Below are 13,119 nucleotides of genomic sequence, written 5' to 3' on the forward strand. Positions count from 1 at the left end.
TACTAATTTGAATATCAATTCCAAGTTTTACCAAGCTTACCTATCAAACCATGAAATGTTCCTATTAAACAACCCCACATTTTGAAAAATTTATTTTTAGGGTCAAATACTATTATTTTAATAATAGTATAAATTAAATACTTGACTCTTCTTAAAACGCTTATAAACTTATATACACCTTGGGCATAATTAGTTTCTAAATAAGTATGATTCCTACAAATATAATAATGACGTAACGCCGAGTATTTTTGGATAATAATTTCTTTATTAATAAACTTGATTTTTAAAGGCTCTCCAAAATTATGCTTCATAAAAGCATTAGGAACAATTAAATTATGGTAACCTGCTTGTTTTAGTCTTAGTCCATAATCCAAATCTATTCCATCAATAAATAGATCGCTACGTGGCGGTGGGATAGTTTTAGCAGCAGCGATAGAGATTAGAGAACCAGAAGTAATTGGTGCATCACAATCATAAGGATTAGTTAGGCTCTCTGAGCCATACCCTCTAAAACTATCTTTTTTAAAAACAGCACCTTGGACTATTTTATTGTTTCTACTATCTATAGGAGTAGGTGCAGTAATACCAATTTTATATTTATTACTTGAAAATTTTTTATAAACTTCTAGAAGAATTTCAAGACAGTTATATTCAGGGACACTATCTTGATCGAAAGCCCATAAAAAGTCATATCCTTGTTTAATAGCCCATGCAATTGCCCAAGTTAAACCAGCCCCAATTCCTATGTTTTCTGGATGAAATTTGATTAAAATATTTTCTTGATTAGTAAGATGTAATAAAGGCTTCGTGCTGGAGTTATCTACTATTAGTAACTTCTCAACGGGCAAGGATTGGCAAGTAATAGCATTGATACAATCTATAACTGCTGTTGGATTTTCATAAGCAGTTATATAACCTGCTATCTTGTATTGCTCGCTCATTTATGTAGTATCACTCCAGCAAAGCGATGTAAAGACAACACTATTGAAATATATTCAATTAATTAGTAATGAAAACCCTTACATTCACTATAAATATTATTTTTGACTATTATAGTTCAGGCTGAATTTATCTGGCAGATTTTAGAGCAATCAAGAATTCGTTATAAACAATATTATTGTATTGTTTATCAACAATTTCCAACCCTTCAATCATACCCGCTTCAATCAAATAGCTAATTTGGTTAAAAAACTCTTCATCTGTCCAAACGTGACAATGAGCATCTGCCATTCCCGATTCAAAATTTTTGCATCCCCATTCATAAAACTCTTTAGGTGATTTTATGCTTTTCTGCCTTAAATCGTCAGATGCAGCCTTGGCAAATTCCAAGATATGCTCTAATGAAGGATAGTTACAATTATTATAATAATCGTCTAGCAGATGTTCTATTGTAGTTGAAGGTCTTGAGGCATCAAAAGTTCTTCTCTTATCTGGACAGGCAATAATAATTACCCCTCCTGGTTTGAGCAAATTGTGTAAATCCTTAATATAGCCAATGACATTAGGAATATGCTCAATAACGTGGCATAGAACTACAAAATCAAACTTTTTGTTAATTTGAGTGTGAACCTCACTATATCTTTGGAGAATGTATTTGACAGGCATTACTGTCTCTGGCGGCAGGTTCCAGAGACGAATCATTTCTTCTGCTGAACGAAAGTCTGCAAATTCGCAATTGCCAACCTCTTTGGAGACAGTTGGTAAGTCGCAAGCTCCTATTTCTAAACCTTCTGATTTTTCTAAGTCAACTAAATTATTTAAAAATTGTAAGCGGTTTAACTGATAATCTGCTCTAGTAATCATTCTTTTACTCTGAATTCTAAATTTTTTAAACAAAATCAATTTTCTCTTTTTTATCTGTGTATATTCATTCAACTTCTAAAGTTAAAGCTATATTCTCTAATAATTTTCTCAAATTGAGAACACATATTTTTAACTGTTAAGTCTTTGACAGAGTGATAACCAGCAGTTGCAATTTTGTGTCTTAGTCCAGAATTATCTACAAGGTTTGTTAATGCCTGAAAAACAGATCCTACATTAGGCTCGCATAAAATACAAGCTTCATCATCAACCATTGCTCTCACTGGAGGAACATCTGCTTCTACTGTGGCACAACCGCAAGCCATTGCTTCAAACACTACTGTGCTGATATTGGTCATAGAAAAAGATAGATGTATATCAGATGAGCGCATTGCTTCTGCTGCTTTTGCTTGAGTTAAAACACCTAAATTTTCGTAAGGAAATGGCAGTTCTAAAGCTTCTTCCAGTCCGTACAACTTAATTTGCACATTAGGATTATGCTTATGCAATTTATCTAATATTTCAACCCCTAAGGCAAAGTTACGCCTAGGGATATAAGGACGAGCAAAAAATAAAATTGAGCAGGATTTATTTGTATCTAAATGCCGCTCCAGAATCGGCTCTTTTGCTAAGAAAGCTTCATTCAATGAGAAGTTTATATAGGGGTATTTGATGCGATTTCTTTTACTCAAAACTTCGGCTAAATACTTGCCAATACAAATCATTCCCAAATGTAAATCGTAAGTCGCTTCTGCTTGTTTAAAACAAATATCCTCTGGATCGTAGAAATGAGGTTCGTAATCTTGAATAAAATATGCTTTAAATCTTGTATTAATTAACCCCTCGACAACATAGGCTGTAGGCCAATTGGTTGCAATTGCTACATCAGAGTCTAGAATACCTTGATGACCACAATGAATGATTGCTTTGCTCTTGCCAAAATTATCCTCGCAAAATTTCTGAACTTGTTCAGGCGTAGAACCTGCTAGATGCGCGATAGGTTCAACATAAATATGTACTTGATAACCTTGTGCGGCTAAATAATGGGCTAGGTAAAAAATCTGCTTATAACCTCCACCCGTTTGAGCAATTGGCGCTCGTAGAATAAAAGCAATTGAAAGAGGTTTATTGGCTGCTAAACTTCCACCTAATAAAGTGTTCCATAATTTCAAATTTTCTAAGGCTGAAACTCGTGTTAGGTAGCGACAATTTACATCCTCAAAGGCTTTCTGCCCCATTTGCTGTCTTATTTTGTCGTCAGTTACAAGTTTGTATAAAGCAGTTTCCCATTCCTCTAAAGTCTTACATAGTCGTCCATTAACTCCATCTTGAATAGCGACACGGAAAGCAGTTGTATCTGAGGCAATAGTTGGGACTGATAAAAGCGCCGCCTCAAAATATTTAAGTTCGCTTTTCGATTCCGTAAAAGCATTATTCTTTTCCAGTGGCGCAAGATTGATATCAACTTTTCGGTAGATTTTTGGTAAATCCCTCCAAGGCATAAACGGAATAAACTCTATCTGTGAGCTAACTTCCTGTAATTCTTCGGGAATATCTAGATGTCCAACTACTAGGAGACGAACATGAGAAAATTTAGTCAAAATACTTTTCAAAGCTAAAACGCATTCTGCGAAATCTTTGGCATGAGTTTTAGTGCCGCTAAAATACGCAATCCGAAGCATCCCATCCTTAGGAACATAGCTTTTACGAGCTTCAATTGCTCCTTGCTCCATTTCATCACTAATACGATTACGTAATATTATTGAATCTTTATTAGGAAATTTTTCTTTGATTTCTTGCTGGAGCCGAGCGGTACTTACTGTGACGTAATCACATAAAGATAGGGATTTACGATAGCGCTTAATACCATCTTCATACAGCGCCTTTTCTTGTTTATCCATTCTATTGTAAGCATCAATTTGAGAAAGACGCGATGGATCAAATACTAAATCATCAGTATCAAAAATTACTTTTATGCCTAGTTGTTTAGCTTTAATAACAAACTGTTCAAATTCGTAAGTATGCGGAACCCGATGAGCAACAACTATTTTATATTTAGAAAGAAGTCGATCGTATAAAAATACCATTGGTTCATAAACATCAACTGAATATCCAAGGTATTTTAAAATTTCTGCTTGATGATGACACCGATACCGATAAGCATCTCCAGGACAGCCACTAATAAAAGCAAACATTTTTAAGCTGTCATCAGTGGATGTTTCTTCCTGACTAGACTTAGAATTTACTTGACTAGACTCAGAATTTATCTGTTTATCTTCTATTTTATGAACTACATTTAATACTTTATTAGTATTAGGTGTAAACATTTCTGAGGCGGGAACCAAGTTTAGGAAGCCCTTAATTTTGAACCAAGCGACCCTTAGCCTCCAAAACTTACTGGTTTGCATTGCAGTCACTAAAGTCTGAGCATATACTAGGTCAGACTGCGATCGCTCAAATTCTGTCTGAGTTTTTCGCAACTGGGATTGCGATCGCTCTAGTTCTGCCTGAGTTTGTTGCAATTGAGATTTCACTCGCTCTAATTGAGATTTCACTCGCTCTAATTGAGATTGAGATTGCTGCAATTGAGATTGAGATTGCTGCAATTGAGCCTGCGTTTGTTGCAATTGAGATTGAGATTGTTCAAATTGTGCCTGAGTTTGTTGCAACTGAGATTGGGATTGCTCAAATTGTGTCTGCGTTTGTTGCAACTGAGATTGGGATTGCTCAAATTGTGTCTGCGTTTGTTGCAACTGAGATTGGGATTGCTGTAAATTACCTAAATTAGTCTTTAAACTTTTTTGTAGCCAGCGAATATCTAACCAATCTTGCAGAACCCATGCTAAGGAAGATTGCTCTTGAACATCTTCAATTAAAGGCAAATTTGGAAATAATTTGTTTGTGTCTGCTTGAATGTTTAGTTCCTCATAAAGAGCTAATGCTTCTGGAAAGTAATTCTTTATTAAAGTTGGTCTTTGGGACTTAGATATTTGAGTATTAAGCAATTTTGGATCGTAAATATCTGCTGCTTTAACTTGTAAAGAAATCCCAAATTTTTCAGCAATTGCTTTAGTTAATATATCCTGATGGCTAGATAAAATATTAAGGTTGAATAATAAACACCGCTCAGGAAACTGAGAATAAAAATCTAGTACTGCTTGGTTATAGTTAATCCAAACTTTTAAGGCAAAATTCGGGTTGTGCTGAAATATTTCATCGCCTCTTCGATATAGCGAGTCAATTACTTCCCAAGGAGCGCGATAAACAAATAAAAACTTAGCTTCAGAAAGTAAATCTGCCCAAAAATGAAGAAAGAGAGTTGTGCGTGGATCTTTCCAACCCCAAAGATTATTTTCTGAATTTTTCTGAACTATTAATTTTGCTTTCTTTATAAACTGCTCTTGGACTTTAATATTGTTTTCTAAAGTCCAACCTTCGGGACTAATACCTTGGGAAAATAAAACTTCTTTATGAAAGTCTACAAAATCTAGATTTTCAAAGTGTCCTTTAGCATTTGTTGGGTTACCTTCCATCAATCTTTGACCAATGTTTATTCCAGCATTTTGCAGTAGAGAAGCTGTTAAAGAAGTTCCGGAACGATGCATTCCAGCAATGATTAATGTTAAGTTTTTTACTTCTTGGGGTAGCATTAGCAAAGATTAAGATTAAAAATTATTAAAGCAAGTTCAAAGAACACCAATACTTATTAAACAACTTGTTCCAAATCAGAGTTTGGTTGGGCTAACGATACATAGGTTTCTGTGTTAAAGTCCACAAAATTAGTCTCTAACAAGTTTTCTTCTGGTTGTACTCTAAACATAGCTGCATCTATACATCGGTGTAAATATATTTCTTCTGTATCTAATATCCCCAAAACTCCTGCATTCAAGAAATAAACTCCTGGTTGTAAGCAGCAATGGAATTTAAACTGAACTTGAAGAACACTTCCTTTTTCTACACAAGCAATTGCATTATCAAAGGTATGCGATGTGGCTCCACCTAGTTCCAAGCCGCTTGTAGTTTTAATTAACATACCACATCTTACTTTATAAGCTGTTTGATGAAAACAAACAGAGTATGTGTATATATATCCTTTCCGTCTTTGTAAGATATTAGCGCGTTCACCTGATAAGGTGGTTATATGAGCTTGCTTAATTTCTGCACCTCGTACTATATAGGAAACAGTACTTTGAGGCCGCATGTTTGGGTCATAAATATTCTTTTCCTTTGTTTGAGAATATTTATTTTTTCTCTCTATAGGATTATTGTTTTGTAAGTTGATATTTAAGATATTCTGGTTATTTAAATTGCGAATCTCATCTCGTAAACTACTTTGTTTTTCTGGTGGGGCATAAAGCAGTTTCTGATAGCTAGAAACTATTAACTTAGGATTTGCACGTAGTAGTAATTCACCTTTATCAATTAACACAGCAGTATTGCAAAGTTCTACTATCGAAGAGGCTGAATGCGAGACAAATAAAATTGTTCCGCCTTTTTCCTGAATTGCCTGAATACGAGCAAAACATTTGCGCTGAAAAGCCTCATCACCAACAGAAAGAGCTTCATCGACAATCAAAATATCCGGATCAATACTAGTGGCAACTGCAAATGCTAAACGCACAAACATCCCACTTGAGTAAGTTTTAACAGGCTGGTCAATAAAATCCCCAATATCTGCAAATCGAGCAATTTCATCAAATTTTTCTTCTGTTTCTTTTTTACTTAATCCTAAAATCTTGGCATTAAAAAATACATTCTGCCGACCTGTAAACTCTAGATTAAATCCGCTACCTAACTCTAACAAAGCTGAAACACGACCATTGACTTGGACATTGCCTGTAGTTAATGTCAGTGTTCCGGCAATAATTTGTAGCAGGGTACTTTTTCCAGAGCCATTCTTTCCTACAATCCCTACTGTTTGTCCCTTAGGAATTTCCAAATTAATATCTCGCAAAGCCCAAAATTCATCAGCTTTACTCTTGCCTGGGAGCAACAGTTCCTGCAACCTGTCTACAGGATGAGCATAACGCTTAAAGCATTTTGAAACATTGTTCAGCGAAATTGCTATTTCACTCATCACACCACTACTAAAGACACAACTAGCAGATTAATCTAAATTTAGAGAACATCAGCAAAGGCTGGACGTAATTTTCGATACACGCTTAACCCCCCAAGGAATAGTAATAGAGATACTACGCATAAACATCCCCATTCTGCCCCATGCTGCACGCTTCCTACTAAGACTAAGTCTCTATACACTTCCGCAAGTGTCGTTAAAGGATTTGCCCAAAGAACCCAATTCTGCCACTCTTTTGGAATAGCTGATATTGGGTAAAGAATTGGTGTCAAATAAAGCCAAAAATTTAATACCACTGCTAGGGTTTGTGGCACATCTCGTAAAAATACTGTTATGCTTGCTCCCAAATACCCAAAACCAGCAGTTAATAACAACTGTGGTAACCAGATCAGAGGCAGTAAAGCTAATGTAGTATGTAAGGTATGAAAGGATAATGCTATTAACACAATCAACGCCATTAAGCCAAAGGCACTCTCAATGAATGTTGATAGTACAGGCACAAGGGGTAATAAAGCTAAGGGGAATACTACCTTTTTGACTAAATTTGGTTGTGATACTACAGATACAGATCCCTGCAAAAATCCGCCTGTGAAGGCAATCCATGGCAACAATCCAGCAAAAAGCCACAAGCCAAAGGTAGCACTATCGGCTGGCAATCCCTTGAGATTGAGCTTGACCTTAAGAACAATGGAAAATACGTAGGTATAAATTACTAATTGCGATACCTGATTTAGGAGCGGCCATAAATTGCCTAAAATTGAACCTTTATAGCGAGCCTCTAAATCCCTTCGGACTAAAGTCCTTAATAAATCAAACTTGACCCACCACAGGTCATTAACCGGAAGCCAACGCCTCACCCTGCCAGCCTTGCGAACAACTGCTTTCATCGACTTCAACAAATCCTGCTACTCTCTCACAACCGAAACACGAATCCACTTTTTCCTATGAAGCTGAGTTAAACATTAGAGTTCCCATTGCCGATTCTTGGCATTTGTTGGCTTTTGTAACAAGTCTAGTCTATTTAAGTTAAAGATAATATAAGAAATTTGCCCTAATACAAGCAGAAGTTTTACGAGTTACAGTTTAGGCCAAGAGTCGAGGGTAGCAGGCTCTTGGTCATCTGGATGCTAGAGCAACAAAGCAGCGGAGCAACGAGTATGGGCGTAAATACCTTCTATGGGCATTGGGAAGAGGTCATCTGAACCGGAAAAAAGCGATGCCTAAGAGGACGCCCTTCGGTTCGTCACCGCTCGATCAAACCAATCTGCGAGGTTTTGCCCTAAACTGTGGAATGATTTGGAATGGTTCATTGCATCGGAGCAGTAATGGAGATCGGTCAAAAAGTTAAAGTATACCGCCTCAGAGACAGGGTTTCTCCCGCTGTTGCTAATAAACTGGGGAAAGTCGGCAGCATCAAAGGCTACAAAATGACAGATGGTAGTGGCGTTGGGGTCGTTGTGCAATTTGACGACAACTCGACCACTTGGTTTTTTGAAGATGAACTGAAACCCGTACAGTAAGAACAGATGGCCCTGATTTTAACGTTTTTGGGCAAAGGCGGCACGGGTCGCACCACAGTGGCGATCGCAGCCGCCAAACAACTGGCAAGCAAGGGAGCGCGAGTGCTACTTGCCGGACAAGACCCCGGCCCCACTCTCGGATTGCTCCTAGGGGCGTCCCCTAGCGTTGACCCCCAGGAACTGGAGCAAAACTTACAGGTAGTCCAGTTCCAGTCTGCCGTGCTACTCGAACGCAGCTGGGAAGAAGTCAAAAAACTGGAAGCGCAGTATCTACGGACGCCTCTGCTGAAAAATGTCTACGGTCAGGAGTTGGGCGTTCTGCCAGGGATGGACAGCGCCCTGGCTCTCAACGCCATCCGCGAGTACGAAGCCAGTGGCAAGTACGACGTCATCATCTACGACGGCAGCGGCGACCAGACCACGTTGCGGATGCTAGGGATGCCAGAGATCCTCAGCTGGTATATTCGCCGCTTCCGGAAAGTGGTGGAAGATTCCGACCTGTGGAGAACCGTTTCGCCTTTTATTCAACCCATCAGCAGCGCTGTTCTCAATGTGTCATGGACTGGGGATAATTTTGCCCAACAGCCCACGAATGAGGTAAACAATCTGCTGGAGCGAGGGAGAGCCGCAGTCGCCGATCCCAACCGCGTTGCCGCCTATTTGGTAACGACGGGTGCGCCAACTGCTGTTGCAACTGCTCAGTATTTTTGGGGCAGTGCCCAACAAGTCGGGCTGACCGTGGGAGGCGTTCTGCTCAACCAAGAATCGGTCGCAGAAGGTATTTCGGAAAACTTTACTCCACTTGCGGTCAGTGCCCTTCCCAGCTCGCCATTGGGTGACTGGCAACCACTGATAGACGCCCTCCCAGATTTGCGCCAAGTATCGGGGCTGCCCAAACCTATCGAGATTGACATTCCAGGTCGTCAGGTACGTCTATTCTTGCCTGGTTTTGATAAAAAGCAGGTAAAACTCACCCAATACGGCCCTGAAGTCACCATCGAAGCCGGAGATCAGCGGCGCAATATCTCCTTACCCCCCCAGTTGAGCGGTCAACCCGTCAAAGGCGCTAAATTTCAAAATAGTTACTTGGCGATTTCGTTCTAATTGGTCATTGAGAATTGGTAATGGGTAATGGGTACTTGATAATGACCATTACCCGTTACCCATTACCTATTACCTATTACCCATTAGCAAATGACAACCGACAAACAACAAACAACCGATAACAACCCATCTGAGCGGAGTGCGAAAACTCGTCAACTGCTGGGCATGAAAGGTGCGGCTCCTGGCGAGACTTCTATCTGGAAAATTCGCTTGCAGTTGATGAAGCCGATTACCTGGATTCCCTTGATTTGGGGCGTTGTCTGCGGTGCGGCTTCTTCCGGTGAATACACTTGGACGCTGGAAAATGTCCTGAAAGCCGCTACTTGTATGCTGCTGTCGGGACCTATTTTAGTTGGGTATACCCAAACTTTAAATGATTTTTACGATCGCGATATCGACGCGATTAACGAACCCTACCGTCCGATTCCCTCTGGTGCCATTTCTGTTCCCCAAGTGGTGACGCAAATTTTGGTACTGTTATTTGCGGGGTTAGGGCTTTCCTACGTTTTAGATAGATGGGCGGGGCATGATTTTCCTACCATCACCTGCATTGCCTTGGGCGGTACGTTTCTCGCCTATATTTACTCTGCGCCACCGCTGAAGCTGAAGAAAAATGGCTGGCTGGGCAATTACGCCCTTGGTGCGAGTTACATTGCTCTCCCCTGGTGGACAGGTCACGCGCTGTTTGGCGAGTTAAACCCTACGATTATGCTTCTGACGCTGTTCTACAGTTTGGCGGGGTTAGGAATTGCCGTAGTGAATGACTTCAAGAGCGTTGAAGGCGATCGCCAACTCGGTCTACAATCGCTTCCGGTGATGTTTGGCGTTGGCACGGCTGCTTGGATATGCGTGCTGATGATTGATATCTTTCAAGCTGGAATTGCCGCGTATTTAATTAGCATCCACCAAAATCTTTATGCGGCAATCTTGATATTACTCATCATCCCCCAAATCACTTTTCAGGATATGTATTTTCTGCGCGATCCCCTGAAAAATGATGTGAAATATCAGGCAAGCGCTCAACCTTTCCTAGTTCTAGGAATGCTTGTTGCTGGTTTGGCGTTAGGTCACGCCGCTTATTAGTAGTAGCGCGTCTAGCCTAGAATGCTTGATTAAACAAATGCCCGAAAGCTTACATTTCAAGCTTTTCAGGTCTGAGTAAGCCCACTAAATTAGACTGGACGCGCTACTACTTTTGCTTGTAAGAATTTGTTGGTAAGCTTTAATCGTTGTTTGAGCGATCGCTTTCCAACTGTAATTTTTCAAAGCGTATTCTTGGGCATTGATTCCCCGCCGCTGTCGTTCCAAAGCATCAGCCAGCGCCTCGCGCAATTGTTCAGTTAAACTATCTACATCACAGGTGCAAACCCAGCCAGCTTCCGCTTGTTGAATTTCCTCCCAGATATAAACTTGGTCAGAAATTACCACTGGGGTTCCATTGCACATTGCCTCTGCCACAGCAATGCCAAAGTTTTCGTAGTAGGAAGGGAGGACAAATACATCGGCATCTTGTAGTAAGGCAGTTTTCGACTCACCAGTTACAAATCCGGTTATAGTCGTGCGATCGCGTAAAGGTGACGCTTGCAACTGTTCTCGAATTTTGTTCTCATAAGCTGGATCTTGCGGATTTCCACCTGCCAGCACAAAGTGAAAATCAGCACCCTCTTCTAAAAGTTTTTCCAAGGCTGGAATCAGTAAATTTAGCCCTTTTTTCGGGTCAATCCGAGACATAAACAGCAGCAAAGGCTGAGTCTCCGGAATGCCTAATTTCCTTCTAGCTTGACCTTTCGGTAGGATTGCTGGCTGCTTTACGCCTAAGGGAATTACCACATCCGGCGTTGAAGTTCCGAAGCGTTCGGAAATCTTAGCTTCTTGGGGGCTGGTGAAGTGAATTCCCGCCGCACCTGCTAAATTGGGACGTTCCAGCAACGCCGCATAAATCTGCTTGATTCTCTTCTTCTTGCGTAAGTCTGCGGGGTCTAGCGTCCCCAAAGGACGCATTAAATACGGTAAATGACGCGATCGCGCCACAGTCGCCGCTGCTGTGGTTACAGGCGAAAATAAAGCATGAATATGAGCTAAATCAAATTCAGTCGCGTGTCCCGCTAACCAGCGCAACAAATCTAGGGAAAACTTATAGCGTCGGAACGGGGAACAGGGGAAATAACGCACTTGATAGCCGTTTTGTTCCACCGGACGGTCGAGAGGCACATCCAAGGGTGGCTGACCGACATCACCGTTGCTATTTGTTGTTAGTACCGTCACCTCTACCCCTTCAGACGCCAGTGCCTCTGATAGCCCCAGAACCATCTGACTGGGACCCCCATAAACTAAAGAAATTGAAGGGACAATTTGTAAAATTTTCATTTTGTTTGTCAGTTGTCAGTTGTCAGTTGTAAGCACTACTGACTCTTGACTAACTGTTTATAAAAATCTAATTGCTGCTTAGCTAATGCAGTATTTGTATATTGCGCGATCGCTCGTTCATAACCCAGCTTACCCAACTTCTGGGCTAAATCTGGTTGTTCCATCAATTGCCCCAGGCAATTTTGCAAAGCTACTGCATCTTTCTCTGGAAAGATTAACCCCGCATCTCCAATGACGTGCGGAATTTCCCCGGAATCAGAACCAATTACAGGAACTTGGCAAGCCATCGCTTCAATCAGCACATGACCAAACTGTTCTTTCCAACCAGCGGCAGTCAAAGTTTTAAACTTATAAGTTGTTTCTGAAGGTAACACTAGCGTATTCATCAGGTTGATATAGCAGGGAACTGCGTCATGAGGAACGCTTTCCACCAAAATCAATTTATCTTTAATCCCCGCCTCAGCGGCTTGTTCTAGTAGTACCGATTGCAATGGGCCGCGACCGAGTAAAAGCAATTTCCAGGGGCGTGACTGCAAGCCTTTCAACGCTTGCAACAGCGTCAGCAGACCTTTTTCTTCCACAAACCGCCCCACAAACCCGACCACAAATTCATCCGGTTGAATCCCCAGTTTTGCTGCCAATTCTGGCTGGGGTGTTGGTGAGAACAATCTTTCATCTACACCCAGCTGCGGCATCACCTTGCTAGGGCCGTCGTAGCCACGCTGCCGCAATATATCCACACCATCTTGATTTCCGGCAATCACTCCGTGAGTGTGTCGTAGGTTATAAGCTTCTAGCAAGGAAACCGGAAATTTTAGTTCGTAGGGTAAGTTCCACCAGGTAAAAAACACATTTTTGGCCTTCAGCCCTAACAGTCGATTAAGCGTAATCAGCTGAGCATACCCTAAAGCCTTTGAACCCTGTTCCACTTGAATAATCTGGGGTCGAAACTGGCGCAACAAAGAAATCAAGTCAGCCCCAAAGGTAAGCATTCCCTGGTTGTTCTGGCTGAAATTAGAAACTGGCACGATTTGAAAAGAGCCTTCTTGACGCAGCTGAGTTTCAATCGTCTTATTTTGAACACCCCCAGGTTGCCACTGGCGCGGCACAACGACAGTTACTTCAATTCCGGGTTCCAGTTGAGCTAACGCCCTTAGTTTCTCGCAGTTGAGGTCAACGATATAAGTGTGACTGGCAACTAAAATTTTCATTGCGAATATCAAGAACTATTTTTGAATTTTTAGGTTTCGG

The 13,119-nt window shown here is 40.8% G+C and carries 10 protein-coding genes; 3 read left to right on the forward strand and 7 right to left on the reverse strand.

Features of this window, described 5'->3' with window-relative positions; translation table 11 throughout:
* Window positions 1-14: 14 nt before the first annotated feature.
* The 5 genes from NDA06_RS04630 to NDA06_RS04650 form a co-directional block, all read right to left on the reverse strand.
* Window positions 15-941 carry a glycosyltransferase family 2 protein gene (locus tag NDA06_RS04630; RefSeq protein WP_190531496.1) on the reverse strand — a complete coding sequence of 309 codons (927 nt, stop codon included), beginning with the start codon at window positions 939-941 and terminating at the stop codon, window positions 15-17.
* 127 nt (window positions 942-1,068) lie between these two features.
* Entirely contained in the window at window positions 1,069-1,875 is an 807-nt protein-coding gene (locus tag NDA06_RS04635) for a methyltransferase domain-containing protein (protein WP_242047360.1), read from the reverse strand.
* Entirely contained in the window at window positions 1,872-5,450 is a 3,579-nt protein-coding gene (locus NDA06_RS04640) for a glycosyltransferase (protein ID WP_199323979.1), read from the reverse strand. The genes NDA06_RS04635 and NDA06_RS04640 overlap by 4 nt, the downstream gene beginning before the upstream one ends.
* Before the next feature lie 56 nt (window positions 5,451-5,506).
* Window positions 5,507-6,877 (reverse strand): ABC transporter ATP-binding protein, encoded by a 1,371-nt coding sequence (locus NDA06_RS04645; protein WP_190984826.1) that lies wholly within the window; start codon window positions 6,875-6,877, stop codon window positions 5,507-5,509.
* Between the two features lie 41 nt (window positions 6,878-6,918).
* Window positions 6,919-7,764: an ABC transporter permease gene (locus tag NDA06_RS04650; protein ID WP_190531492.1), complete on the reverse strand. Its 846-nt coding sequence runs from the start codon at window positions 7,762-7,764 to the stop codon at window positions 6,919-6,921.
* A 438-nt stretch (window positions 7,765-8,202) separates the two neighbouring features.
* On the opposite strand from NDA06_RS04650, the gene NDA06_RS04655 reads away from it, so the two are divergent.
* The 3 genes from NDA06_RS04655 to chlG all read left to right on the forward strand — a co-directional run bounded on the left by NDA06_RS04655 (window position 8,203) and on the right by chlG (window position 10,584).
* Window positions 8,203-8,397, forward strand: coding sequence for a DUF2862 domain-containing protein (locus tag NDA06_RS04655; RefSeq protein WP_190531546.1), 195 nt, complete (start codon window positions 8,203-8,205; stop codon window positions 8,395-8,397).
* 6 nt (window positions 8,398-8,403) lie between these two features.
* The gene (locus NDA06_RS04660; RefSeq protein WP_190531490.1) at window positions 8,404-9,501 is read left to right on the forward strand and encodes an ArsA family ATPase; all 1,098 of its coding nucleotides are present in this window, start codon (window positions 8,404-8,406) and stop codon (window positions 9,499-9,501) included.
* 90 nt (window positions 9,502-9,591) lie between these two features.
* Window positions 9,592-10,584 carry a chlorophyll synthase ChlG gene (chlG, locus tag NDA06_RS04665; protein ID WP_190410408.1) on the forward strand — a complete coding sequence of 331 codons (993 nt, stop codon included), beginning with the start codon at window positions 9,592-9,594 and terminating at the stop codon, window positions 10,582-10,584.
* An 84-nt stretch (window positions 10,585-10,668) separates the two neighbouring features.
* On the opposite strand, the gene hpsP is transcribed toward chlG, so the two are convergent.
* Both hpsP and hpsO read right to left on the reverse strand, forming a co-directional pair.
* A complete protein-coding gene (gene hpsP, locus NDA06_RS04670; RefSeq protein WP_190531488.1) occupies window positions 10,669-11,868 on the reverse strand; it encodes a hormogonium polysaccharide biosynthesis glycosyltransferase HpsP in 1,200 nt (399 codons plus the stop codon).
* 35 nt (window positions 11,869-11,903) lie between these two features.
* Window positions 11,904-13,079, reverse strand: a complete 1,176-nt coding sequence (gene hpsO / locus NDA06_RS04675) for a hormogonium polysaccharide biosynthesis glycosyltransferase HpsO (RefSeq protein ID WP_190531486.1) — start codon at window positions 13,077-13,079, stop codon at window positions 11,904-11,906.
* Between the last annotated feature and the right edge of the window lie 40 nt (window positions 13,080-13,119).

This window comes from Trichocoleus sp. ST-U1 (assembly GCF_039961835.1).
Taxonomy (GTDB): domain Bacteria; phylum Cyanobacteriota; class Cyanobacteriia; order Cyanobacteriales; family FACHB-T130; genus FACHB-T130.